This window comes from Nocardioides sp. YIM B13467 (assembly GCF_042788075.1).
In the GTDB taxonomy this organism is placed as follows: Bacteria; Actinomycetota; Actinomycetes; order Propionibacteriales; family Nocardioidaceae; genus Nocardioides.
Window position 1 is genome coordinate 41,246 of record NZ_JBHZPJ010000011.1, and the last position, 22,523, is coordinate 63,768.

The window sequence follows — 22,523 nt, forward strand, 5'->3', positions numbered from 1 at the left end:
CTCGGTGGTAACCACTGTTCACCTGGTGATCCGGACCGGCGTACGCCACGCCACCACCAGCAGCGGAACCGAGACGACCAGGCCGACGACGAAGACGACGTGCAGCGCCGGCGCGAGGACATCGGCGGGCAGGGCTTCGAGCGGGGGCACCTCTCCCCCGGCGTACTCACGCCTGACCAGGCCGTTCGCGACCGCCCCGAAGAGCGCGACGCCCAGCGCCGAGCCGACCGAGCGGGCGAACATGTTGGACCCGGTCGCCACCCCGCGCACCTCCCAGTCGACCGCCGACCCGGCGGCGACGACGCCCGGGTTGACCGACCAGCCGAAGCCGAGGCCGAGTACGAAGCACGGGATCGCAAGGTGCCAGATCGACGAGCTCTCGCCGACCGTGACCAGCACCAGCCCGCCGACGATGACCAGCAACGCACCGAGGGCGACCGCGGTCCGGAAACCCTTCGAGAGGTAGATCCGGCCAGCCGTAGCCGCGGCGATCGGCCAGCCGATGCTCATCCCGGCGAGCGCGAACCCGGCCACCAGCGCCGAGTGACCGAGCACGCTCTGGGCATAGAGCGGGACGTACGTCGTCAGCCCGAGCATCACCACACCGACGATCAGGCTGGCGGCGTTGGCCGGGGCGAGGACGCGGTGCCCGAGGACCCACGTCGGCAGCACCGGGTCGGCGGCACGGCGCTCGACGAACCCGAAGGCGACCAGCGCCGCGATGCCGACCGCGAAGATCAGGTAGGACGGCCAGGAGGCCCACGCCCAGGCGTGCCCGCCTTCGAGCAGGCCGAGCAGCAGCGCGATCCCGCCGACCGTCAGCAGTCCCGCACCGGCCCAGTCGATGGCTCGATCGTCGGCGACAGCCCGACGGTCCTCGTGGAAGTGCCGCAGCAGCCACAGCGCGACCGCCCCGACCGGCAGGTTGATCAGGAAGATCAGCCGCCAGTCGAGGTAGTCGGCGAAGAGGCCGCCGAGCGTCGGCCCGACGATGGCGGCGGTGGCCCAGACCGAGGCGACGTACGACGTCGCGACCGCGCGCTCCTCCAGCGTGTAGATGTCGGAGACGATCGTCATCGCCATCGGCTGGATCGCCCCGGCGCCGATCCCCTGGATCGCCCGGAAGACGATCAGCGCGGTCAGCGACCACGCCAGACCGCACAGCAGCGACCCGACCAGGAACGCCACGATCCCGGCGATCATCACCGGCTTTCGCCCGAGCCGGTCGGCGACCTTGGCGTACAGCGGCGTGGTCACCGCGGTGGCCAGCACGTAGATCGAGAAGAGCCACGGGAACTGCTCGAAGCCGCCGAGGTCCTTCACCACGCTCGGCACCGCCGTCGCCAGGATCGTCATGTCGATCGCGACCAGACTGAGCGACACCATCACCGCGAGCAGGATCGGCCCGCGTTCGCTACGAAGTCCTACCGAGCTGCGCGTGGGTCTGGTCGTCGAGGTGGGCACATTGGTTAGCAATCCTCACGACTGCCCATTCATTCCTGTGGAGTCATTCCTCCAGCTCGGCGAGGTCGAAGACCTCGTCGGCGGGGGGCTCCTCGACCTGGAACTCCTTGTCGAAGTCGGAGAAGGTGAGCTCGCCGGAGCTGCCCTGGGTCCACTTCACGATCCGGTGGGGCTCGGAGGCCAGGACGTACGTCCGGCTCTCGGTCTCGCCGTGGGTGACGTCGAGACGGACGGCGGGGCCGTCGGCGGCCATCGCCGGACCGATCGCCTGGGCCTCGGCCTCCGCCGGGACCATCTGGGCGGTGAGGCTGTCGATGCTGCAGAAGGCGCGCAGGCTGGCCAGCTCGCCCTCGAGCTTCACCCACTTCTTCCCGACCCTCTTGGCGATGCGCTCGCCCTCGCCCTTGGCCGGCGCGATCGCCTTCCAGAACTCCTTGTCGCCCTGGTACCAGGCCGAGCCGTCGATGGAGCGCAGCGAGATCTGGCCGTCGCCGATGCTGACCTTGCCGACGCACGCGTCGTCAGCGGAGACGTCGAGGTCGACGGTGATCTTGGTGCTCTCCGAGTCGAGCACGTCACCCTCGACATGCACGGTCTTGATGTCGTGCATCGCCGTGCGGGCGTCCTCGGCGATCTGGTTGCCAGGCTCCTTCGCGTAGTCACGGGCCTGGGACAGCGATCCCTCCTCGTCACCACAGCCGGCGAGAGCGCTGGTCAGCGCGACGATGAGGGCGGTCGTGAGCACGGCATGGCGAAACACGCGGCCTATCGTGACAGAAATTACGAAGGGGTCAACGCACGAGGCCCTGTACGTCGGCAACCCACTCGGGCACCAGCTTGCCGGCGGGCCCCTGACGGGCGTCGTCGAAGAGGTGCGAGGTCTCGGACGGGTCCAGGTTGAGCTCGAGGGTCTTGGCGCCGGCGTGGGCGGCCATGCGTACGAAACCGGCGGCCGGGTAGACCGCGCCGCTGGTGCCGATGGCGACGAAGAGGTCAGCCTGGGCGAGCGCCCGCTCGATCAGATCGAGGTCGTAGGGCATCTCGCCGAACCACACCACATCGGGCCTCAGCGTGTCGTTGCCGCAACCCGGGCAGGCGGGGGCGTCGCCGAGGTCGTCGTCCCAGGCGAACCGGCCCTGACAGGAGTCGCAGAGGGCCGAGAGCAGCTCGCCGTGCATGTGCACCACTCGCCGTGAGCCGGCGCGTTCGTGCAGGTCATCGACGTTCTGGGTGACCACCAGCAGCTCGTCGCCGAGGACCTGCTCGAGCCTGGCCAGCGCGATATGGGCCGGGTTGGGCACCACCGCGCGCAACTCCCGGCGGCGGTCGTCGTAGAACCGATGGACCGTCGCGGGATCACGATGGAACGCCTCGGGTGTCGCCACCTTGTCGACATGGTGACCCTGCCAGAGCCCATCGGCGTCCCGGAAGGTCGCGAGGCCGCTCTCGGCGGAGATCCCGGCTCCGGTGAGCACGACAACTTTCACAAGGATTCAGGCTAGCGAGGTTGACGAAACATCCGCTGCCCCCGGAAGGCCGTTTTGGTCACTCGATCGGTACTTGTGATCGAACCGACGCCGTCCCGACGCCACTCCGCGAGGGTATGGACTTTTACTGTAAAGGACCCTTACTGTAATTCGGGTTCCTACAGTTCCCCACTCGGGAGGTCCCATGCTGACCAGACGATCTGTACTCGCCGCCACCTCTGCCGCCTTCGCCGTGCCGCTCTTCGGCGGGACCCACTGGCAGCCCGCACAAGCCATGCGCCCGCAACGAATCGGAGCCCAGGCCACCATCCAGCTCCGCTTCGTCAACCGGACCGGCGCGTACGACAACGCCTCCATCCACTTCTACATCGTCGGCACCAACCTGGCGACGGGCGAGCAGTCCCGGGTCACGCCCGAGGGCACCCTCGTACCCGTCTCGCTCGCCGACAACGGCGCCGACGGCTACGCCGACTACGCGATCCCGTTCTCGGGCAGCGGCGACACGCTCTCCCAGATCCCCGCCGACATGTCGGGCCGGATCTACTTCTCGCTCGGCGACAAGCTGAAGTTCAAGGTCAACGAGGGCAACGCGCTCGCCTATCCGGCAGCGTGGGTCGAGTCCGACCCCAGCTACGGCGTCCTGCACGACTGCGTCGAGTTCACCTACAAGAGCGGCCGGATCTACTGCAACACCACCATGGTCGACATGTTCAGCGTCCCGCTCTCGATCGCGCTGACCGGCGAGGAGTCGCCGACCACCGGCACCCTCGTCGAGGGCGGCCGCGCGAAGATCTTCTCCGCCGTCTCGGCCTCCCCCGACTTCGGCTCCCTCGTCGTCGACGACCGTCGCATCATCGCGCCCGGGCATGGCCTGGACGCAGGGCGGTTCTCCACGACCTTCTTCGACTCCTACATCGACCAGGTGTGGTCGAAGTACGCCGGTGAGTCGCTCGTGGTGAAGGCGAACAACACCACCTTCACCGGCCGGGTCAGCGGCGACCAGTTCGTCTTCGACGGCGGGGTCAAGGCGTTCAGCCGGCCATCGACCCGGGACGTGCTCTTCTGCGACGGCGCCCTGGCCGCCCCCAACGACGGCATCACCGGTCCGGTCGCCGCCGTGCTCGGCGCCGGCTTCAACCGGACCACACTGCTCGCCGCCGCCGACCAGCCCACGGGCGACCCGGGCGGCTTCTACCAGGGCGAGCCGGTCCATGCGTACTGCAAGGCGATGCACGACAACACGGTCGACGGGAAGGCCTACGGGTTCGCCTTCGACGACGTCGGCGGCTTCGCCTCGTACGTCGAGGACAACGCCTCCGAGATGGCCGTGACGCTGACCCCGTTCTGAGGCAGGTCCGGGCGGCGATCCCCTCTATCGGGGATCGCCGGCTCGGCTCGCCCACCGCGCCACGAGGGCCCGTACGGTCGCACCATGTCGTACGTCGTCCTCGTGGCGTGGCTCGTCCAGGCCGCGGTCGGAGTCCTGCTGCTCACGGGCTGGCTCCGGCATGGCCGCACCCACCCGCGGATCGTCGTCACGCACGTGGCGCTCTCCGTCCTCGGCGTCGCCTCCTGGATCACGTACGTCCTGACCGACCGCGTCTTGTGGGCGTGGGCCGCCTTCGTCCTCATCGCCATCGGCAACGGCTTCGGGGACAACATGCTCCTGAGGCGTACCCGACGGATGGGCGGCAGCCACCTCTCGACGGTCAACACCTACAAGCTCGCCCTCCGCTCGATGTTCAAGGGCCGACTGCCCTTCCGGGTCAGCTTCCACGCCATGTTCGCCGGCGTCGTCTTCTTCTCGACACTGGCCGTCTGCATCATCGAGACCGTCTAGGGCGGATTCGGCTCAGCGAGGCATTGGCGGTGCGGCGCACTGCCTCTGCCGGGATACTGAGGCCATGGGTGCGGGTGGGGCGGTTCTGATCATCGTCGTCGGGGCGATCCTGCTGTTCTTCGTGGCGGTCGGACTCATCCTGCTCGTGGCGGCCGGAGCGGTGCGGCTGTCGGGGAAGAACCCCAAGCCGCTGGCCTGGTCCGGGGTCGGCGTGCTCGCGGTGCCGGTGCTCTTCATCGCCACGCTGGTCGTGTGGGCCCAGGTCACCCGCGACCCCGACACCATCGAGCTCGACCTGCGCGAGCCGATCCAGCTCTCCAGCCTGCCCGAGGACAACGAGGAGTTCCCGGGGATGCGCGACTACAACAGCGACCGGATCGACCTGGTGCTGCCCGACGGCGAACGCTTCGAGGCCGAGGTCGACGGGGTGCTGGTCTGGTCCGACGACGGGTACGTCACCCGGGTCACCTTCGACCGGCGGGCCGACGAGGAGGGCGAGACCGAGTCCCTCACCCGGGAGTGGGAGAGGGAGCTCGGTGGCGCCGGCACCGTGGAGGCCGATCCGGACTACTCCGATCACGGGCGGGTCCGGGCAGCGGTGCTCGCCGATCCGGTCCCGTAGGGCCCACCCGGTCAGCCCGTCCTGTTGACCACGACGAACGGGCAGGCGAAGGGGTCGCGGTCGCCTAGGCCGACGCGGTTGAGGTGGCGGACGACGATGGCGTACGACTCCAGGAGACCGGCCTCGGTGTAGGGGACGCCCTGCTCGGCGCAGTAGGCACGGACCAGCGGCTGGGCGCGGCGAAGGCTGCTGCTCGGCATGCTGGGGAAGAGGTGGTGCTCGATCTGCAGGTTCAGGCCACCCATGAGCCAGTCGACCCAGCGCCCGCCGCGGATGTTGCGGGAGGTCAGGACCTGGCGGGAGAGGAAGTCGATCCTGGTGTCGCGCGGGACCAGCGGCATGCCCTTGTGGTTCGGGGCGAAGCTGGCACCCATGTAGACCCCGAAGACGGCCAGCTGCACGCCGAGGAACGCCGCGCCGAGGCCGAGGCCCAGGACCGAGCAGACCAGCACCGGCCAGCCGATCAGCCGCAGCGCCAGGAGCGCTCCCTCCGTACGGCGATGCTTGAGGTCCCGGTCACCGATCACGGTGCGGACGGCGCCGACGTGGAGATTGAGGCCCTCGAGGGTCAGCAGCGGGAAGAACAGCCATCCCTGCCGGGCGGTGAGCCACCGCTTGAGACCTGTGCGTCGCTCGACGTCCTCGGGTGTGAACAGCAGGACCGAGGGGCGGATGTCCTCGTCCGCGTCGACCTTGTTCGGGTTGGCGTGGTGGCGGGTGTGCTTGCGCATCCACCAGCCGTAGCTCAGCCCGACGACCAGGTTGCCGAGGATGCGGGAGGCCCATTCGTTCTTCGGGCCCGAGGCGAAGATCTGACGGTGGGCGCCGTCGTGGGAGAGGAACGCCGTCTGGGTGAACAGGACCCCGAAGGCCGCCGCGACCAGCAGCTGCCACCAGGTCTGTCCGAGGGCGAGCAGGGCGAGCAGCGCGAGCGCGAAGCCGGTGCCGAGGAGAGCCGCACGCCGGGCGTACGTCCTCGGCGACCGCGCCAGGAGACCCTCCTGCCTGACGCGACTCATCAGCTCGGTGTAGGCGTTGACCTGACGGTGTGACTGGCCCGGGAGCGTGGTCATCGTGGTCACCGCCCCAGGCGGCGCAGCCGCGCCATGGCCAGCGGCAGGCAGACCGCGATGATGGCGACCGGCCAGAGGACGGCCATGGTCAGCGCGTGCTCGCCGACCCAGGTGGTGGCGGGGGCGGCCATGTTGCCGAAGAGCTCGCGGGTGGCGATGACGGTGGAGGAGAGCGGGTTCCACTCGGCGGGGAGGGCGAGCCAGCCCGGCATCAGGTCAGTCGGCACGATCGTGTCGGCGACCATGGCGAGCGGGAAGACGAGCGCGAAGTACTTCATCGCCGCCTCGGGACCACTGACCAGCAGGCCGAGCAGGATGCCGACCCAGGAGAAGGCCATCCTGAGGAGGACCAGGAGCCCGAGCGCGGCGATCACCGCACCGAGCCCGAGATGGGCCTGCCAGCCGAACAGTGTCCCCAGCGCGAGCAGGATGGTCAGCTCGACCACCGCCAGGATCATGTCGGCCAGGGCGCGCCCGGCCAGCACCGCCACCGGCGACATCGGGAGGGATCGCATCCGGTCCAGCACCCCGCCGCGTACGTCCTCGGCGACCGAGATCGTCGTGTTGCCGATGCCGAACGCCATGGTGAGCGCGAAGAGGCCGGGGAGCAGGAACTCGCGGTACTCCGCCCCCGGCACGTCCATCGCGACCCCGAAGGCCTCACCGAAGACGAAGCCGAACATGGCCACGGCCATCACCGGGATCATCAGGGTGCCGAGGAGCTCGTCGGGGCGGCGTACGAGGTGGAGGAGGTGGCGCTTGGCCACGACCCAGGTGTCGACCGCCGCCCACGTGATGCGTGATCCGTGGGTCTCGGCGACATCGGTCATTGCCCCAGTAATGGGCACAGTCATCTCAGGCCCCCTCTGTCAGCAGCAGGAACGCCTCGTCGAGGTCACGGCCGCCGACGCTGGACTTCAGCTCGGCGGGCGACCCCTCGGCGACGACACGACCGCGGTCGACCATCGTGATGCGTGAACACAACCGGTCGGCCTCCTCCAGGTACTGGGTGGTCAGCAGCACGGTCGTGCCGGAGTCGGCCAGCTCGCGGACCGCGTCCCAGACCTCGAGCCGACTGCGCGGGTCGAGGCCGGTGGTGGGCTCGTCGAGGAAGAGCACCCGGGGGCTGCGGATGAGGCTGACGGCCAGGTCGAGCCGCCGGCGCATGCCTCCGGAGTAGCCCCGGACCGGGCGGCCGGCGGCCTCGACGAGGTCGAAGCGCTCGAGCAGCTCGTCCGCGCGGGCTCGTGCCTCCCGGGCCCGCATCCGGTGCAGGCGGGCGAACATCTCCAGGTTCTGCCGGCCGCTCAGGATCCCGTCGACCGCGGCGTACTGTCCGGCGATGCCGATGCGCGCTCGGACGCCCGCCCGGTCGCGGGCGACGTTGCGGCCGGCCACCCAGGCCTGGCCCGAGTCGAACGAGGCGAGCGTGGCAAGGATGCGTACGGTCGTGGTCTTGCCGGCGCCGTTCGGGCCGAGCAGACCGTGGACGGTGCCGGCGGGGACGGCGAGGTCGATGCCGTCCAGGGCTGCACCGCGACCGGGGTAGCTCTTGCGGAGCCCCTGGGTCCAGATGGCGGGTTCGTCGGTGATCATGCTGCGGTCTCCATGTCTGCGATCGGCGCGGCGGGCCGGACGGCCCGGGACGCGCGCGGGTTTGTCGTGACACCGGCCGGCGTCACCTCGTCGTAGCGGCCCAGTGCGATCCGGGCGATGTTGAGCAGCGACTCGCTGCCCTCGGCGTAGTAGCCGCAGTGGCCGGGGATGTCGCCGGTCCCGAACCTGGTCGCTCCGAGCTCGAGCGGGCCGCGACCGAGACCGAGACGCCCGACCCGCACCCGCGGGACCAGCCGGATCCGGTCGGTCTCGCCGTACGCGGCCCAGAGCCGGGTGCCGGTGCCCAGCTCGGAGCGCCGCACCGCACCCATCCCGGCGCTGCCCAGCGCCACGTAGTCCTCGGCGCGGGCGCTGGCGAGAGCAAGGCCGGCGACGGTCGACCCGTAGCTGTGGCCGATCAGAGTGAGGTGCGCGGCACGCGGCAGGTAGTGGGTCAGGTTCGCCAGGTCCTGCGCCCCGGCGTAGGCGGGGACGTTGGTGATCGCGTTGTACCACTCCGGCGGCGAGTGGTAACCCAGCCAGACCACGACGGCCGACCGGCTCTCGGGCGCGATCGTCTGCATCGTACGCAGCAGCAGCTGCCCACGGGATCGCGGACTGTGGGCCTCGGTGCTGGTGAAGTAGTTGCCGAGGTGGTGGCCGTTTCCGGGCACGATGACCGCGATATGGTCGGCGGTCGCAGCATCCCCGAAGACCTCCACGACCCGTGCCCCTCCGGGCGGGTCGCAGGCGAGCAGGCGGGGTCCGATGGATCCGTCGGCCTCGTTGAGGCCGTATCTGAGCGGCGTCACAACTGTCATGGCCGTGACGGTAGGAATCAGGTGCCGACCCGCGCGTCACTCTCGGGAGCCATTCGACCCCCTACCGGGGTAGTGCGGGATGTCCCTGAGAGCGCGTCCGGGAACCCGTCGAGCGTGCGTGCTGGGCGGCGCCCGGCCGGCGTATCCGGGTTCCCGGACGCGCTCTTAGACGTGTGGCGCGACCAGGCCGCTCTCGTAGGCGAACACCACGGCCTGGGCACGGTCACGCAGGCCGAGCTTGCCGAGGATGCGGCTGACGTGGGTCTTCACGGTCTGCTCGGCCAGGAAGAGCTCGGCGGCGATCTCGCTGTTGGAGCTGCCGCGGGCGATGTTCTCGAGCACCTCGCGCTCGCGCTCGGTGAGCTGCTTGAGGCGCGGGTCCGCCTTCCGGCGGCGCGGGGCGCGGGCGAACTGGGCGATCACCTGTCGGGTCACCGATGGCGAGAGCAGGGCCTCGCCGGCATGGACGACGCGGATCGCGGAGGCGAGCTCGTCGGGCGAGGCGTCCTTGAGGAGGAAGCCGCTGGCGCCGAGGCGCAGCGACTCGTGGACGTACTCGTCGGCGTCGAACGTGGTCAGCATGACCACCTTGGTCTGTGCGGTGGCCGGGTTCTCGGAGAGCTGCCGGAGCGCCTCGATCCCGTCCATCACCGGCATCCGGACGTCCATCAGCACCACGTCGGGATGCGTACGCCGCACCACCTGCAGCGCCTCGGAGCCGTCGGCGGCGGTGCCGACCACCTCGATGTCCGGCTGGGTGCTGAGCAGCGCCACGAAGCCGGAGCGCACCATCTCCTGGTCGTCGACGACCACGATCTTCACCGTCACGGGGTCTTCCTACCGCGTTTGGCGGGTGTGTGCACCGCGGTTTGCGTGGGGAGCCGCGCCTCGACGACGAACTCGTCGGCGGCGGCGCCGGCGGTGAGGCTGCCTCCTACGGCGCCGGCCCGCTCGCGCATCCCGATCAGTCCATGACCCCCGGCGCTGTCCGCGGCGGCCGGGGCGGCGCCGTCGAGCGCGTTGGCGACCCGGATCTCGAGGTCCTCCTCCCCCAACGTCAGGTCGACGCCGACGGGCTCGGACGGCGCATGGCGGCGGGCGTTGCTGAGCGCCTCCTGCACGATCCGGTAGGCCGCGGTGCCGACCTCGGGGGCAACGTCGGTCAGCTCCGGAAGGTCACCACGCACGTCGACCAGCTGCCCGGTCCCGCGGGCGGACTCGAAGAGCTCGGCCAGCCCGTCGATCCCCGGCACCGGGACCCGGCCCGACTGCCCCTCCTCCGTACGCAGCACGTCGAGCACCCCGCGCATCTGCCGCAGCGCCGAGGCCGCCAGGTCGGCGATCTCGGCGAACTCCGCCTCGGCCGCCGGGCTGACGTCGTCGACCCGGTGCGGCGCCGATCTGGCCTGCACGGTGATCAGCGACATGTTGTGGGCGATCACGTCGTGGAGCTCGCGGGCGATGCGGGCCTTCTCCTCGACGACCGAGCGGCGCTCGTGCTCCTCGCGCAACGCGCTGCGCGACTCCGAGAGCCGCCTGGCGACCGTGGCGAGAGCTCCCATCAGCAGCGCGAGCGAGGCGAAGTTGGCCACCTCGATGAGTGAGGGGACGAGGTCGTTCCAGGCCATCCCGACCACCGCTAGGACCACCCCGATGGCGACCTGGATGCCGAGGGTGGTCGCCGCCAGCCGCCAGCCGGCGACCAGGGTCAGCACCACCAGCACCAACAGCTGGGTCAGCGTCGGCGGCGGGATCATCCACGGCCACCCCTCCTCGCCCACCCTCGCGACCGCCAGCGCGGCCACGGTCACCGCGACCAAGGAGAGCCCCGCCGCCTCCACCGGACGCCGGAGCGCCAGCGGAATCGAGGCAGCATGCGTGACCCCGATGAGCAGAGCGACCCCGCCCGCGACTTCGTAGGGGTCGGTGGTCAGGACCGCGGCCTCCACGATCCCGAGCACGGTCGCGGCGACGTACAACGCCAGACGACCGCGACCGGGCCAGGTCTTCAACATGTTCAAGTAATACCAGGCACGAGAGCACGACCGGCTGCGCATCGACCGCACGAGAAGTGGTCACTATGGGCCCTCTCGATGGCCTCCGGAGAGCCCAAATCGACCACTCCTCACCAGCGGATGAGGCGTCATCGGCCCACGGCGGCCTTGTCCTCGTCCTGCGTCCGGATCGCGCCCTCACCGGACTCGATCCGGCCCTTCAGGCTGACGGTGATGTAGTGGGTCCAGGCGTCGTAGCAGACGTCGAAGCACTCGTCGCCGCGCGCGAGTCCCTCGTGGGTGAATGTGATTCGGGTCTGCTCGCCGTCGCGGGCGATGTCGAACCGTCCGGTCGTGCCGACCCACTCCTTCTTGTCGGCGATGAAGTCGAGGTAGCCGTCGGTGAACTCCCACACGACGCGCTCCCCCGGGACCAGCTCCTTGACGCGCTGCTTGGAGTAGTGGATGTCCGGCACCAGGTAGTACCACTCGGCGCCGACCTGGTCGGTGGGCCCGGCGATGTGGTGCCCCCACCAGGAACGTACGTCGTTGATGGCCTCGTACGCCTCCTGAGGAGTGGCGTCGACGGTGAAGGTTGCGGTCAGGTCGCTCATGGCTGTCCCCTTGGAATCGATGTGACTTGCATCATGCAAGTTTCACCGTAGACACAGACACTTTCATCATGCAAGTGATTTGCTAGGGTCGTCCTCGTGCTCGGAAAGACGTACGACGGCCAGATCTGCTCCATCGCCCGCTCCCTCGAAGTCGTGGGCGAGCGCTGGACCCTGCTGATCCTGCGGGACGCGATCTTCGCCGGCGTCACGCGCTACGGCGACTTCCAGCACAACCTCGGCATCTCCACCAACATCCTGAAGACGCGCCTCGCCACCCTCGTCGAGGCCGGCCTGATGACGCGCGACGACGCCGGCGACTACCGGCCGACGGCGATGGCCCATGGGCTGCGGCCGGCGCTGATCGCGCTCACCGAGTGGGGCGACACGTGGTTCGCACCCGACGGACGGCCCATCGACTACCTGCACGCCGACTGCGGGGAGCCCGTCCACGTCGAGGCCCGGTGCGAGCAGCACGGAGACGTCCCGCCCGACCAGGTCGTGGTGCAGCCCGGGCCGGGCATGCCCGCCGAGTACCTGGCGGCCCGGCGACCGATCCGAGACCGATGACCACCCCATGGCACAGCAGAGCCCGCCGCGAATCGTACGGCGGGCTCTGCTGTGCCATGGGGTCTCAGGCGTCGACGAGCTCTCGGTCGCTGGTCTCGCCGAGGCGTACCAGGGAGAACACGCTCAGCAGGCAGAACGCCGCGATGACGGTGGAGAGCATGACGGTGCTCGCGCCGGCCTTCTGCAGCGAGGCGAAGAGGAGCGGCGAGAGACCCGCGCCCATGCCGGCGAGCTGGTAGCCGAGCGAGGCACCCGTGTAGCGCGACGAGGTCTTGAAGACCTCGCTCATCAGCGCGGCGAGCGGGCCGTAGAAGGCGGCATGGATGATCGACTGGCCCAGGACGACCGCGAGCACCAGCAGCGCGACACTGCCGCTGTCGAGCATCGGGAAGAGCAGGTAGGCGAAGACCGCGGTCGCGACGGCCGCGGCCAGCACCACCGGCCGCCGGCCGACCCGGTCGGTGAGAGCGGACCAGCCGATGATGCCGATGACCGCGCCGGCCGAGGAGACCGTCAGCGCGTTGAGCACCGTCGGGCGCTCGAACCCGGCGCCGATGGCGTAGCTGATGAGGAAGGTGGTCAGCGTGCCCTGCACGACGAAGGCACCGAGCCCGACGCCGACGGCCAGCAGGAGCGTACGCGGGTGGTTGCGGAGGACGTCGAGCAGCGGCGTACGAGCCTCTGCCTTCTTCTCCTTCATCGCCTCGAAGGCGGGCGACTCGGTCACGCTGAGGCGGATCCACAGGCCGACCGCGAGCAGGACGATGCTCAGCAGGAACGGCACCCGCCAGCCCCATGCGGTGAACTGCTCGGGCGTGGTGACCGAGGCCATCACCGCCATCACCGCGGTCGAGAGGACCATGCCGGCCGGGGCGCCGGCGTTGGTGAAGGAGGCCCACAGCCCACGCCGGGACGTGGCGTGCTCGGCGGTGATCAGCACCGCGCCGCCCCACTCGCCGCCGATCGCGACGCCCTGGACGACCCGGAGCAGGACGAGGAGAACCGGCGCGGCCGCGCCGATCTGGCCGTACGTCGGCAGGCAGCCGATCAGGAAGCTGACCACACCCATGATCAGCATCGTCAGGACCAGCATCCTCTTCCGGCCGAGCCGGTCGCCGAAGTGGCCGAAGATCACGCCGCCCAGCGGGCGCGCCAGGTAGCCGGCGGCGAAGGTGCCGAAGGACGCGATCGTGCCGGTCACCGGGTCGAGGTTGGAGAAGAAGACCTCATTGAAGACCACGGCCGAGGCGGTCGAGTAGAGCAGGAAGTCGTAGTACTCGATCAAGCTGCCCGTGAAGCTGCTGGCGACGATCCGGCCCATCTGCGTACGTGGACCGGTCGTGCTACCACCGGAGGTGAGGGTCATGTGGGGGCTCCATTCAGGATTCCTGTTTATCAGGATTCCTGTCAATTCTGGGTGATGCACGTCACGCCTGTCAAGGAGCCACCACGACCGGTCTAGAAGGTGAGCACCGGTTTCACCGTGGCGCCCGAGACCATGTCCGCGACGGCCGTCTCGATGTCCTCGAACGGGTAGCGCCGGACCAATCGGTCCAGCGGCAGCCGGCCGTCGGCGACCAGTCGCGCGAGCGCTGGGATGAGGGTGCGGGTCTCGGCGTCGCCGAGGGTCAGGCCCGTCACCCGCTTGCCGGGCAGCATCGCGTTCACGTCGATCCCCACCTCGGTGCCGAACGGCGGCGCCCCGACGATGACCGCGGTGCCTCGGGCGCGGAGGGCGTCGATGCCATGGCGGAGTACGCCGGTGTTGCCGGTCGTCTCGACGACGCCGTCAGCGCCGCCGCCCGTCAGCTCCGTCAGCGCCGCGGCCAGTTCGTCGACCTGGCCGGCGTCGACGACGTCGGTCGCCCCCAGCTCGCGGGCCAGCTCGAGCCGCTCGGCCACCCGGTCCACCGCGATGATGCGGGTGGCCGGGGTCAGGCGTGCGGCCATCACCGCCGACAGGCCGACGGCACCCGCGCCGAGGACCACCACCGAGGACCCCGGGCGCGGCGCGAGCACGTTCCAGACCGCACCGACGCCGGTCTGCACCCCGCACCCGAGCGGCGCGAGCAGGGACAGGTCGGCGTCGGGCCCGACGCGTACGGCGCTGCGCTCGTCGACGACCGCGAGCCGCGAGAAGGAGGACTGCCCGAAGAAGTGACCCCCGATCGGCTCGCCCTTCCTCAGCACCGGCGAGGTGCCGTCCATGCGGCCGCCGCCGATGAGGTTGGCAGGAAGCCAGACGTCGCAGTAGGCCGGATGGCCGTCACGGCACTGGGCGCAGCTCCCGCAGGAGCTGAACGACAGCAGCACCTGGTCGCCGGGTACGAGGCTGCGTACTCCGGATCCGACCTCCTCGACCACACCGGCGCCCTCGTGGCCGAGAACGCCCGGGAGCGGGAACGGCAGTCCGCCGCTCGCCACGCCGAGGTCGGTGTGGCACAGCCCGGCGGCGACCATCCGCACCAGGATCTCGTCGGGACGGAGCGCGTCGAGCTCGACGTCTCCGATGGTGAACGGGGCGCCGGCGGACTCGACCACCGCGGCCTGGGTCGCGGTGCTCATGACTCGTCCTGAGGGGTCGGCGGAAGGGAGATGACGACGGATCGGACCTTCGTGTACGCCTCGAGTGCCTCCGGGCCGTACTCGCGGCCGAAGCCGGACTGCTTGACGCCGCCGAACGGCACCGCGGGGTCGAGCATGGCCCAGTCGTTGACCCAGACGATGCCGGCGTCGAGCCTGCCCGCGACCCGGTGCGCACGGGTGAGGTCCCGGGTGTGCAGCCCGGCGGCCAGCCCGTACGCCGTGGAGTTGGCGAGAGCGACGGCCTCGTCCTCGTCCGCGAAGGACTGCACGGTGAGGACCGGCCCGAAGACCTCCTCGTTGACGACACGTGAGTCGGCGGGCAGCCCGGTGATCACCGTCGGCGCGTAGTAGAACCCGTCGGCGAGGTCACCTCCGAGCTCGGGACGCACTCCACCGGTGACGATCTGACCGCCCTCCTGGCTGGCCAGGGCGACGTACTCCTCGACCTTCTTGCGGTGCTGGTCGCCCGCCATCGGGCCGATGACCGTCGCCGGGTCGCGCGGATCGCCGAGGGGTACCCCCGGGACGGCGTGCCGGAGGATGTCGACCACCGTGTCGTGGATCTCCGCGGCGACGAGCAGCCGCGGTCCGGCCATGCAGAACTGACCGGTGTTGAACACGAAGGCCTTGATGACGGCGCCCACGGCGATCTCGATGTCGGCGTCCGCGAAGACCAGGTGGGCGCCGTTGCCGCCGAGCTCCATGGTGACCGGCTTCAGGTGCTCGCCCGCGACGCTCGCCGCCCGGCGACCCACGGCCGTCGACCCGGTGAACGCGATCTTGTCCACTCCGGGGTGGCGCAGCAAGGCGTCGCCGGCCTCCGGACCGGTCCCGGTCACGACGTTGAGTACGCCGTCAGGCATCCCGGCATCGGAAAGGAGCCGCGCCACGAACAGCGCACTGAGCGGGGTGTCGTCGGCCGGCTTGTGCACGACGGTGTTGCCGGCCGCCAGGGCGGCCGCGATCTTCGTGCTGGACAGGATCAACGGGAAGTTGAACGGGGTGATGGCTCCGACCACGCCCAAGGGCTCGCGCCGGGTGTAGGCGAGGGCGGGGATGGGCGTGTCCCGCACGGACCCGTCGAGGGTCTGCGCCAGCGCTGAGCAGTACTCGTACTGCTGGGCCGCGGTCTCGACGTCGACGTGTCGGGCCAGGGTCACGGGCTTGCCGACGTCTCGGCTCTCGACCTCGACCAGCTCGTCGGCCCGCTCGCGGATCAGGTCGGCGACACGGTGCAGGATGCGGGCGCGGTCGCGGCCGCTCATCCGTGGCCACGGCCCGGTGTCGAAGGCCTCCCGGGCGGCCGCCACCGCGGCAGCGACGTCGGCGGCGTCGCCCGCAGGCACGCTCGTCAGCACCTTGCCCGTGCTGGGATCGGTGACGTCCATCCGGCGGCCGCTCACCGAGTCGGTCGACCGGCCGCCGATGAAGAGCTGCTGGTCCTCGTAGGTGGCGGGCATGTCAGTAGCCCTTGCCGCGGTGCGTCCCGACCGTCGGCCGAGGGTCGTGGACGGGTCTGGGGCGGCCGGTGGGGGTGCTGGCGAGGATCCGGCCGATATGCGTCCGTGGGCCGGCCGGGCGTCTGCTGCCATCGAGGGTGAGGGTCATTGCGGGCTCCGTTCAGGATTCCTGTTTATCAGGATTCCTGTCAATGCTGGGTGATGCCCGTCACCCCGTCAAGAGATGCGACGGTCAAAACCCTGATTGGCCCGCACTTGGACCAGGCTCAGGCCAGCCCGAGCAGGCGGATCGCGTTCTCTTTCAGCAGCAGAGGCCGGACCTCGTCCTTGATCTCGAGTTTCTCCAGGTCGCTGAACCAACGGTCCGGCGTGATCACCGGGAAGTCGGAGCCGAAGAGAACCTTGCGGCGCAGCGGGCCGTTGAGCTGCTTGACCAGTTGGGGCGGGAAGTACTTCGGCGACCAGCCGGACAGATCGATGTGGACGTTGGCCTTGTGGGTCGCGATCGAGATCTGCACGTCTACCCAGGGGACGGCGGGGTGCGCCATCACGATCTGCAGCTCCGGGAAGTCGGCGGCGACGTCGTCGAGGAGCAGCGGGTCGGAGTAGCGCAGCCGGATTCCGCGTCCACCGGGGAGGCCGGCACCGATGCCGGTCTGGCCCGTGTGGAAGAGCGCCACGACACCGAGCTCCTCCAGCGTCGCCCACAGCGGCCGGAAGTCGGGGTCGGCCGGGGAGAACGCCTGCAGGCCGGGATGGAATTTGAAGCCGCGTACGCCGTAGTCCTCGGCGAGACGGCGGGCCTGCTTGACGGCGGCCTCGCCCCTGCGGGGGTCGACGGAGCCGAACGGGATCAGTACGTCGGCGTGCTCGGTCGCGCGCTCGGCGATCTCCTCGCTCGACAGCGGCGGATGGTCGAGGCCGGTCGAGGCGTCGACGGTGAAGATCACCGCGGCCATGTCGCGCTCGCGGTAGTAGGCGGCGAGGTCGTCGACGGTCGGGGTGCGTGGGTGGTCGCCGCGGAAGTAGGCCGCCGAGGCGTCCATCAGCTCCTGGTCGAGCGAGAAGTGACCGTGGTGGTCGGCCTCGACGTGGGTGTGCATGTCAAGGGCTCGGATCGAGGCGGTGTCGATGCGGGGCTCGTAGCGGGTCATCGGGTGGTTCCTTCCGGGGTGCCGTACAGCTCGCGGACCCGGGACTTCAGCAGCTTCCCGGAGGCGTTGTGCGGGATCTCGTCGACGAAGACGACGGCCTTGGGGATCTTGTAGCGGGCGAGCCGTCCGTCGAGGTGCTTCAGCAGGTCGGACTCGGTGAGGGCGGAGTCGGGGCGGCGTACGACGACGGCGCGGCCGACCTCGCCCCAGCGCTCGTCGGGGACGCCGATGACGGCGGCCTCGGCGACGTCGGGATGGGTGTAGAGCGCCTGCTCGACCTCGGCCGGATAGACGTTCTCGCCGCCACTGATGAACATGTCCTTCACCCGGTCGACGACATAGAGGAAGCCGTCGTCGTCGAGCATCGCGACATCACCCGTACGCAGCCAGGGCCCGTCGAAGGCAGCCTCCGTCGCCGCTCCGTTGTGCCAGTAGCCGGGAGTCACGTTGGGGCCGCTGACGTGCACCTCACCGGCCTGGCCGGGAGCCGCTGCCTCGTTGCCGGGCGCCACGACGCGTACGTCGGTGAAGAAGCAGGGGGTGCCGGCCGAGCCGAGCTTGTCGAGTCCGTCGCCGGCGCGCAGCATGGTCGTCCCCGGGGAGGCCTCGGTCAGGCCATAGCCCTGGATGATGTGCAGGCCGCGGCTCTGCCAGGTGTCGAGCAGCGTGCGCGGGATCGGCGCACCGCCGCTCAGGGCCGAGCGGAGGCTGTCGAGGTCGGCGGTCGCCCAGGTCGGCTCCCGGGCGAGCGCCTGGTACATCGAGGTGACGCCGAAGAGCAGGGTGACCCGCTCCCGCTCGATGGTGGCGATCGCGGCGGCCGGATCGAAGCGGGCCGCGATGAGGGACGTACCGCCCTTGAGGAAGGTCGGGAGCAGCACCTGGTTGAGCGCGGCGGTGTGGAACAGCGGGGCGGTGACCAGGGCGATCTCGTCGGAGCGTACGTCGACGTCGACGAGCAGGTTGAAGGCGTTCCAGGCGATGTTTCCGTGGGTCAGCATCACGCCCTTGGGGCGGCCGCTGGTGCCGGAGGTGTATTGGATCATGAAGACGTCGTCCAGCCCGACCTCGACGTCGATCCGGTCCTTCGACGGCACGGCGAGGGTGTCCAGCCCGTGGCCGCCGTCGGCGGTGAACCGGTGGCTCGGCAGCCCGAGTGCCGCGACCGCCTCGGAGGAGACCGCCTCGTCGAAGTCGTCGGCGTGGACCAGCAGCGCAGGCTCGGCGTCGGTGAGGATCCAGGCCAGCTCGGGCGGAGCCAGACGGGTGTTGAGCGGCAGGAAGACCGCGCCCAGCCGGGCGGTGGCGAAGAGGGTCACCGCGAGCTCGATCGAGTTCAGGCCGAGGAAGGCGACCCGGTCGCCGGCCGCGACGCCGCGGGCGCGCAGCCCTTGGGCGACCGCCTCGACGAGGCGGTCCACCTCGGCGTACGTCACCACCGCGTCGTCCTGCACGAACGCCCGGGCGCCAGGGGTCATCCGGGCCCGGCGGGCGGGCCACGATCCGATGCCGCTGTCCAACATGTCGATCCTCGTTCGTCTCGTGGGCTCAGTCGAGCCCGAGGTCGGTCTTGATCTCCAGCAGCCGCCGCAGCGCCTGGTCGCGGCGCCCGACGAGGTCCTCGGCAGAGGTGCCGTCGAGCTCCTCGTCGACCCCGTCGACCAGCTTCTCGACCAGCCCTGCGGTGAGCTCCGGGTGACCGAGGTCGTCCCACCATTCGACCATCGGCGGGCCGAGATGCTCGAGCACGTGCCCGAGCCCGCCCGGGCCGCCGGAGAGGTGCTGGGTCGCGAAGGGGCCGAGCAGGGACCAGCGCAGCCCGGGGCCGTCGGCGATCGCGGTGTCGATGTCGGCGACCGAGACGATGCCCTGGTCGACGAGGTGGTAGGCCTCGCGCCACAGCGCCGCCTGGAGCCGGTTGGCCACGTGCCCGGGGACCTCGCGGCGGATGTGGATGGGACGTTTGCCCAGGTGGCGCAGGGTCTCCAGGGCCGCCTCGACCGCCTCCGCCGATGTCGCCGATCCGCCCACGACCTCGACCAGCGGCACCAGGTGCGGCGGGTTGAACGGGTGCGCCACGAGCACCCGCTCCGGGTGGTGGGTGCAGGCGTCCTGGAAGGTGCTCGGCATCAGGCCCGAGGAGCTGCTGGTCAGCAGTACGTCGCCCGCGGCGGCCGCATCGAGCGCGGCGAAGATCTCGCGCTTGACCTCCAGCCGCTCGGGTCCGCTCTCGAGCACCAGGTCGGCGGCCGCGCCGACCTCCTCGAGGCCTTCCGCGAACCGCAAGGAGCCGGCTTCTCCGGTTGGCACGGCCACCTGCGCCCGCAGCCGTTCTTCGGCACCCTCGGCCGGGTCCCAGGCGACCACGTCGAGCCCGTGCTCGAGCCCGAGCACCACCCAGCTGACCCCGATCGCGCCGGTGCCGACGACCCCGAGCGTACGAACGTTCTCACCGCTTCTCATGCGTCCACCTTCCGAAGGGCGCCGGACCTCGCCAGTGCCACGAACGGGTCGAGAGAGGCCGGATCCGCGAGCGCGTCCCGGCTGGCGACGTCCTCAGGACGTACGCCCTGCAGGATGCGTTTGGCCGGCAGCTCGAGCTTCTTGCCGGTGAGGTTGCGTGGCACCGCGGGCACCTCGATCACCTGGTCGGGGATGTGCCGCGGGGAGAGCGCCGACCGCAGCGCTCGGACCAGTCGTGCCCGGAGCAGGTCGTCGAGGCGGGTGCCCTCGTCGGTGACCACGAAGAGCAGCAGCTCGCCGTTGCCTCCGTCGGGGTCCTCGAGGTGGACGACCAGCGAGTCGGCGACACCGTCCACCTCCTCGGCGACGCGGTAGAACTCAGCGGTGCCGAGGCGTACGCCGCCACGGTTGAGGGTCGCGTCGGAGCGGCCGGCGACATGGCAGCTGCCGTTGTCGTGGAAGAGGATCCAGTCGCCGTGACGCCATACGCCGGGATAGTGGTCGAAGTAGGCCGCGCGGTAACGGGAACCGTCCGAATCGCCCCAGAAGCCGACCGGCATCGAGGGCATCGGCGAGGTGATGACGAGCTCGCCGAGCTCGCCGACCACCGAGCGGCCGGACTCGTCGTAGGCGTGGGCGTCGACGCCGAGGCAGCGGCCGGAGATCTCACCGGCGTAGACCGGGAGCAGCGGGTTGTTCTGCACGATGCCGGAGCAGACGTCGGTGCCCCCGCTGCCGACGTTGATCTGCGCCCCTGGGAGCTGGTCCCGAAGCCAGGCGTATCCCTCCGGCGGGAGCGGCGCTCCGGCCGAGCCGAGGACGCGAACCCGCAGGTCACCGAGGTCCTCGAGCACGACGCCGTCCTTGCGGCAGGCCATCACGAACCCAGGACTTGCTCCCATCACCGTTGCCCCCGTCGAGGCCGCGAGCCGCCACTGCCAGGTCAGGTCGGGGTGCATCGGGTTGCCGTCGACCATGACGATCGAGGAGCGGACCAGGAGCGAGGAGACCAGGGCGTTCCACATCATCCAGGCGGTGGTGGAGAACCAGAGCATCCGGTCCTCGGGCCCCATGTCCCACGAAAGGGCGTGGTTCTTGAGGTGCTCGAGCAGGATGCCGCCGTGGCCGTGGACGATCGCCTTCGGCCGGCCGGTCGTGCCGGAGGAGAAGAGCACCACCAGTGGGTGGTCGAAGGGCACCGGCTCGAAGGCGAGCTCCGCGCCGTCCTCCGAGCCGAGCAGGGAGGTCCAGGAGAGCGCGTCCTCGACACGATGCGGGCCGTACTCGACGTCGACCACGTGGCGCACCGACGGCAGCTCGGCCCGGATCTCAGCCACCTGGGAACGCCGGTCGATGTCCTTGGCCCCGTAGCGGTAGCCACCGGCGACCAGCAGCACGACCGGCTCGATCTGGGCGAAGCGGTCGATCACGCTGCGCGGCCCGAACTCGCTGGCGCAGCTCGCCCAGGTCGCGCCCAGGCTGGCGGTGGCGAGGTAGGCGACCAGTGCCTCGGGGATGTTGGGCAGGTAGCCGGCGACGCGGTCGCCGCGGCGTACGCCCAGCTTCTCCAGCGCCGCCCGCGCCCGGGCCACCTGGTCGCGCAGGTCGCCGAAAGTCAGCTCGACGTCGTCACGCGTCTGCGAGCGGCCGAGCACGGCGACCCGGTCGACGTCCTCGTCGGTGCCGAGCGCGTGCTCGGCATAGTTGAGCAGCGCCCCCGGGAACCAGCGCGCTCCTGGCATATCCCGCGAGGCGAGCACGGCCCCGTACGGAGCGTGCGCCTGCACCCCGAAGAACTCCCACACCGCCGACCAGAAGCCGTCGAGGTCGGTCACCGACCAGCGCCACAGCTCCTCGTGGGTGGTCATCTCCAGGTCGCGCTCGCGGGCGAGCCAGGCCAGGAACTCACCGACACGGGAGGTGGAGAGCACGTCGGCGGGAGGAGACCAGACGATGTCGCCCTGCTCGATGCTCACTGGTCCGTCACCTTCTTGGCCCGGCCGTCGAGGAAGTCCTGCATCCGCCCCTTCGCATCGTTGGTTCCCTGGGCGATCGCGGCCATCAGCGACTCCATCAGGAAGCCGTCACGAGGGTTCGCCTCGGCGATACGCGGCAGCGCCTGCACGACGGCGAAGTTGGTCTGCGGCGCGTTCTGGGCGATCCGGGCGGCCAGCTCGAGGGCGGTCTTGCGGCCGGTGCCGTCGGCCACGGCGTACTGGCTCAGGCCGAGCCCCAGGCCCTCCTGCGCGTCGTAGCGACGGCCGGTCAGCATCATGTCGGCCATCCGGGAGACCCCGATGAGCCGCGGGACGCGCACCGAGGCACCGCCGCCGACGAAGAGCCCGCGCTGCCCCTCGGGCAGGGCGTAGAAGGTGGACTCCTCCGCGACCCGAATGTGCGCGGCGGCGGCGAGCTCCAGCCCGCCCCCGACCACGGCGCCCTTCAGCGCCGCCACGACCGGGACCGGCCCGAACTCGATCTTCTCGAAGACCCGGTGCCACATCCGCGAGTGGCTGACCCCGGCGAGGGTGTCGCGCTCGGTCATCTCGGAGAGGTCGAGCCCGGCGCAGAAGTGGTCGCCGTCCGCGTCGATGACGACGGCGCGTACGTCTGGCTCGAGGCCATCGAAGAACCGCTCGATCCCGAGCACCGCCTCGTCGCTGAGTGCGTTCCGCTTCGCGGGCCGGGCGAGCGTCAGCACCGCGATGTCGTCGACGCGCTCTGCCCGCAGGGCATCGGGCAGGGGGGTTCCGAGCATGATGAACTCCTCGTGATTGACAGG

The 22,523-nt window shown here is 70.4% G+C and carries 23 protein-coding genes; 4 read left to right on the forward strand and 19 right to left on the reverse strand.

What is annotated here, in order from left to right:
* Positions 1-18: 18 nt before the first annotated feature.
* From ACFX43_RS03135 to ACFX43_RS03145, 3 genes are read right to left on the reverse strand one after another with little or no spacing between them, the layout of a single operon-like run.
* A complete protein-coding gene (locus ACFX43_RS03135; RefSeq protein ID WP_378816889.1) occupies positions 19-1,464 on the reverse strand; it encodes an MDR family MFS transporter in 1,446 nt (481 codons plus the stop codon).
* A 43-nt stretch (positions 1,465-1,507) separates the two neighbouring features.
* The gene (locus ACFX43_RS03140; protein ID WP_378816891.1) at positions 1,508-2,224 is read right to left on the reverse strand and encodes a hypothetical protein; all 717 of its coding nucleotides are present in this window, start codon (positions 2,222-2,224) and stop codon (positions 1,508-1,510) included.
* 31 nt (positions 2,225-2,255) lie between these two features.
* Positions 2,256-2,951, reverse strand: coding sequence for an NAD-dependent deacylase (locus tag ACFX43_RS03145; RefSeq protein WP_378816894.1), 696 nt, complete (start codon positions 2,949-2,951; stop codon positions 2,256-2,258).
* A 184-nt stretch (positions 2,952-3,135) separates the two neighbouring features.
* On the opposite strand from ACFX43_RS03145, the gene ACFX43_RS03150 reads away from it, so the two are divergent.
* From ACFX43_RS03150 to ACFX43_RS03160, 3 genes are all read left to right on the forward strand, one after another.
* Positions 3,136-4,299, forward strand: a complete 1,164-nt coding sequence (locus ACFX43_RS03150) for a beta-1,3-glucanase family protein (protein ID WP_378816897.1) — start codon at positions 3,136-3,138, stop codon at positions 4,297-4,299.
* Between the two features lie 84 nt (positions 4,300-4,383).
* Positions 4,384-4,791, forward strand: coding sequence for a hypothetical protein (locus tag ACFX43_RS03155; RefSeq protein ID WP_378816900.1), 408 nt, complete (start codon positions 4,384-4,386; stop codon positions 4,789-4,791).
* Positions 4,792-4,855: 64 nt separating this feature from the next.
* The gene (locus ACFX43_RS03160; RefSeq protein WP_378816902.1) at positions 4,856-5,413 is read left to right on the forward strand and encodes a hypothetical protein; all 558 of its coding nucleotides are present in this window, start codon (positions 4,856-4,858) and stop codon (positions 5,411-5,413) included.
* A gap of 11 nt (positions 5,414-5,424) precedes the next feature.
* Here the strand turns inward: ACFX43_RS03160 and ACFX43_RS03165 are convergent, their stop codons facing one another.
* The 7 genes from ACFX43_RS03165 to ACFX43_RS03195 form a co-directional block, all read right to left on the reverse strand.
* A complete protein-coding gene (locus ACFX43_RS03165) occupies positions 5,425-6,486 on the reverse strand; it encodes a fatty acid desaturase family protein (protein WP_378816905.1) in 1,062 nt (353 codons plus the stop codon).
* A gap of 5 nt (positions 6,487-6,491) precedes the next feature.
* Positions 6,492-7,340: an ABC transporter permease gene (locus ACFX43_RS03170; RefSeq protein ID WP_378816908.1), complete on the reverse strand. Its 849-nt coding sequence runs from the start codon at positions 7,338-7,340 to the stop codon at positions 6,492-6,494.
* A 1-nt stretch (position 7,341) separates the two neighbouring features.
* Positions 7,342-8,082 carry an ABC transporter ATP-binding protein gene (locus ACFX43_RS03175; RefSeq protein ID WP_378816911.1) on the reverse strand — a complete coding sequence of 247 codons (741 nt, stop codon included), beginning with the start codon at positions 8,080-8,082 and terminating at the stop codon, positions 7,342-7,344.
* Positions 8,079-8,903 (reverse strand): alpha/beta hydrolase, encoded by an 825-nt coding sequence (locus ACFX43_RS03180; RefSeq protein ID WP_378816914.1) that lies wholly within the window; start codon positions 8,901-8,903, stop codon positions 8,079-8,081. Before ACFX43_RS03180 ends, ACFX43_RS03175 begins: the two co-directional genes overlap by 4 nt.
* Before the next feature lie 165 nt (positions 8,904-9,068).
* The gene (locus ACFX43_RS03185; RefSeq protein WP_378816917.1) at positions 9,069-9,731 is read right to left on the reverse strand and encodes a response regulator; all 663 of its coding nucleotides are present in this window, start codon (positions 9,729-9,731) and stop codon (positions 9,069-9,071) included.
* Positions 9,728-10,918 (reverse strand): sensor histidine kinase, encoded by a 1,191-nt coding sequence (locus ACFX43_RS03190; RefSeq protein WP_378816920.1) that lies wholly within the window; start codon positions 10,916-10,918, stop codon positions 9,728-9,730. Before ACFX43_RS03190 ends, ACFX43_RS03185 begins: the two co-directional genes overlap by 4 nt.
* A gap of 128 nt (positions 10,919-11,046) precedes the next feature.
* Positions 11,047-11,511 carry an SRPBCC domain-containing protein gene (locus tag ACFX43_RS03195; protein ID WP_378816924.1) on the reverse strand — a complete coding sequence of 155 codons (465 nt, stop codon included), beginning with the start codon at positions 11,509-11,511 and terminating at the stop codon, positions 11,047-11,049.
* Between the two features lie 96 nt (positions 11,512-11,607).
* Here ACFX43_RS03195 and ACFX43_RS03200 point away from each other — a divergent pair, with 96 nt between their 5' ends.
* Positions 11,608-12,078: a winged helix-turn-helix transcriptional regulator gene (locus tag ACFX43_RS03200; protein ID WP_378816926.1), complete on the forward strand. Its 471-nt coding sequence runs from the start codon at positions 11,608-11,610 to the stop codon at positions 12,076-12,078.
* Positions 12,079-12,142: 64 nt separating this feature from the next.
* Here ACFX43_RS03200 and ACFX43_RS03205 read toward each other — a convergent pair whose 3' ends face one another.
* From ACFX43_RS03205 to ACFX43_RS03245, 9 genes are all read right to left on the reverse strand, one after another.
* Complete coding sequence (locus tag ACFX43_RS03205) at positions 12,143-13,444, reverse strand: MFS transporter (RefSeq protein WP_378816929.1); 1,302 nt, start codon at positions 13,442-13,444, stop codon at positions 12,143-12,145.
* Positions 13,445-13,536: 92 nt separating this feature from the next.
* Complete coding sequence (locus tag ACFX43_RS03210) at positions 13,537-14,643, reverse strand: NAD(P)-dependent alcohol dehydrogenase (RefSeq protein WP_378816932.1); 1,107 nt, start codon at positions 14,641-14,643, stop codon at positions 13,537-13,539.
* Positions 14,640-16,124 carry an aldehyde dehydrogenase family protein gene (locus ACFX43_RS03215; protein WP_378816935.1) on the reverse strand — a complete coding sequence of 495 codons (1,485 nt, stop codon included), beginning with the start codon at positions 16,122-16,124 and terminating at the stop codon, positions 14,640-14,642. Before ACFX43_RS03215 ends, ACFX43_RS03210 begins: the two co-directional genes overlap by 4 nt.
* 1 nt (position 16,125) lies before the next feature.
* The gene (locus ACFX43_RS03220; protein ID WP_378816938.1) at positions 16,126-16,272 is read right to left on the reverse strand and encodes a hypothetical protein; all 147 of its coding nucleotides are present in this window, start codon (positions 16,270-16,272) and stop codon (positions 16,126-16,128) included.
* A gap of 118 nt (positions 16,273-16,390) precedes the next feature.
* The gene (gene couO, locus ACFX43_RS03225) at positions 16,391-17,278 is read right to left on the reverse strand and encodes a 4-hydroxyphenyl-beta-ketoacyl-CoA hydrolase (RefSeq protein ID WP_378816941.1); all 888 of its coding nucleotides are present in this window, start codon (positions 17,276-17,278) and stop codon (positions 16,391-16,393) included.
* Positions 17,275-18,801, reverse strand: coding sequence for a long-chain fatty acid--CoA ligase (locus ACFX43_RS03230; RefSeq protein ID WP_378816944.1), 1,527 nt, complete (start codon positions 18,799-18,801; stop codon positions 17,275-17,277). The genes couO and ACFX43_RS03230 overlap by 4 nt, the downstream gene beginning before the upstream one ends.
* Before the next feature lie 25 nt (positions 18,802-18,826).
* On the reverse strand, positions 18,827-19,741 hold the full coding sequence (locus ACFX43_RS03235; protein WP_378816947.1) for a 3-hydroxyacyl-CoA dehydrogenase NAD-binding domain-containing protein: 915 nt from the start codon (positions 19,739-19,741) through the stop codon (positions 18,827-18,829).
* Complete coding sequence (locus ACFX43_RS03240; RefSeq protein ID WP_378816949.1) at positions 19,738-21,717, reverse strand: acetoacetate--CoA ligase; 1,980 nt, start codon at positions 21,715-21,717, stop codon at positions 19,738-19,740. The genes ACFX43_RS03235 and ACFX43_RS03240 overlap by 4 nt, the downstream gene beginning before the upstream one ends.
* Positions 21,714-22,499: a crotonase/enoyl-CoA hydratase family protein gene (locus ACFX43_RS03245; protein ID WP_378816951.1), complete on the reverse strand. Its 786-nt coding sequence runs from the start codon at positions 22,497-22,499 to the stop codon at positions 21,714-21,716. Before ACFX43_RS03245 ends, ACFX43_RS03240 begins: the two co-directional genes overlap by 4 nt.
* Positions 22,500-22,523 lie beyond the last annotated feature (24 nt).

Bases quoted from the DNA above. Each gene is read 5' to 3' on its own strand.
- ACFX43_RS03245 (WP_378816951.1), bottom strand. From the start codon at position 22,499: ATGCTCGGAACCCCCCTGCCCGATGCCCTGCGGGCAGAGCGCGTCGAC.
- couO (WP_378816941.1), bottom strand. From the start codon at position 17,278: ATGACCCGCTACGAGCCCCGCATCGACACCGCCTCGATCCGAGCCCTT.
- ACFX43_RS03220 (WP_378816938.1), bottom strand. From the start codon at position 16,272: ATGACCCTCACCCTCGATGGCAGCAGACGCCCGGCCGGCCCACGGACG.
- ACFX43_RS03195 (WP_378816924.1), bottom strand. From the start codon at position 11,511: ATGAGCGACCTGACCGCAACCTTCACCGTCGACGCCACTCCTCAGGAG.
- ACFX43_RS03175 (WP_378816911.1), bottom strand. From the start codon at position 8,082: ATGATCACCGACGAACCCGCCATCTGGACCCAGGGGCTCCGCAAGAGC.
- ACFX43_RS03150 (WP_378816897.1), top strand. From the start codon at position 3,136: ATGCTGACCAGACGATCTGTACTCGCCGCCACCTCTGCCGCCTTCGCC.
- ACFX43_RS03215 (WP_378816935.1), bottom strand. From the start codon at position 16,124: ATGCCCGCCACCTACGAGGACCAGCAGCTCTTCATCGGCGGCCGGTCG.
- ACFX43_RS03190 (WP_378816920.1), bottom strand. From the start codon at position 10,918: ATGTTGAAGACCTGGCCCGGTCGCGGTCGTCTGGCGTTGTACGTCGCC.
- ACFX43_RS03160 (WP_378816902.1), top strand. From the start codon at position 4,856: ATGGGTGCGGGTGGGGCGGTTCTGATCATCGTCGTCGGGGCGATCCTG.
- ACFX43_RS03180 (WP_378816914.1), bottom strand. From the start codon at position 8,903: ATGACAGTTGTGACGCCGCTCAGATACGGCCTCAACGAGGCCGACGGA.
- ACFX43_RS03210 (WP_378816932.1), bottom strand. From the start codon at position 14,643: ATGAGCACCGCGACCCAGGCCGCGGTGGTCGAGTCCGCCGGCGCCCCG.
- ACFX43_RS03165 (WP_378816905.1), bottom strand. From the start codon at position 6,486: ATGACCACGCTCCCGGGCCAGTCACACCGTCAGGTCAACGCCTACACC.
- ACFX43_RS03235 (WP_378816947.1), bottom strand. From the start codon at position 19,741: ATGAGAAGCGGTGAGAACGTTCGTACGCTCGGGGTCGTCGGCACCGGC.
- ACFX43_RS03205 (WP_378816929.1), bottom strand. From the start codon at position 13,444: ATGACCCTCACCTCCGGTGGTAGCACGACCGGTCCACGTACGCAGATG.
- ACFX43_RS03155 (WP_378816900.1), top strand. From the start codon at position 4,384: ATGTCGTACGTCGTCCTCGTGGCGTGGCTCGTCCAGGCCGCGGTCGGA.
- ACFX43_RS03230 (WP_378816944.1), bottom strand. From the start codon at position 18,801: ATGTTGGACAGCGGCATCGGATCGTGGCCCGCCCGCCGGGCCCGGATG.
- ACFX43_RS03170 (WP_378816908.1), bottom strand. From the start codon at position 7,340: ATGACTGTGCCCATTACTGGGGCAATGACCGATGTCGCCGAGACCCAC.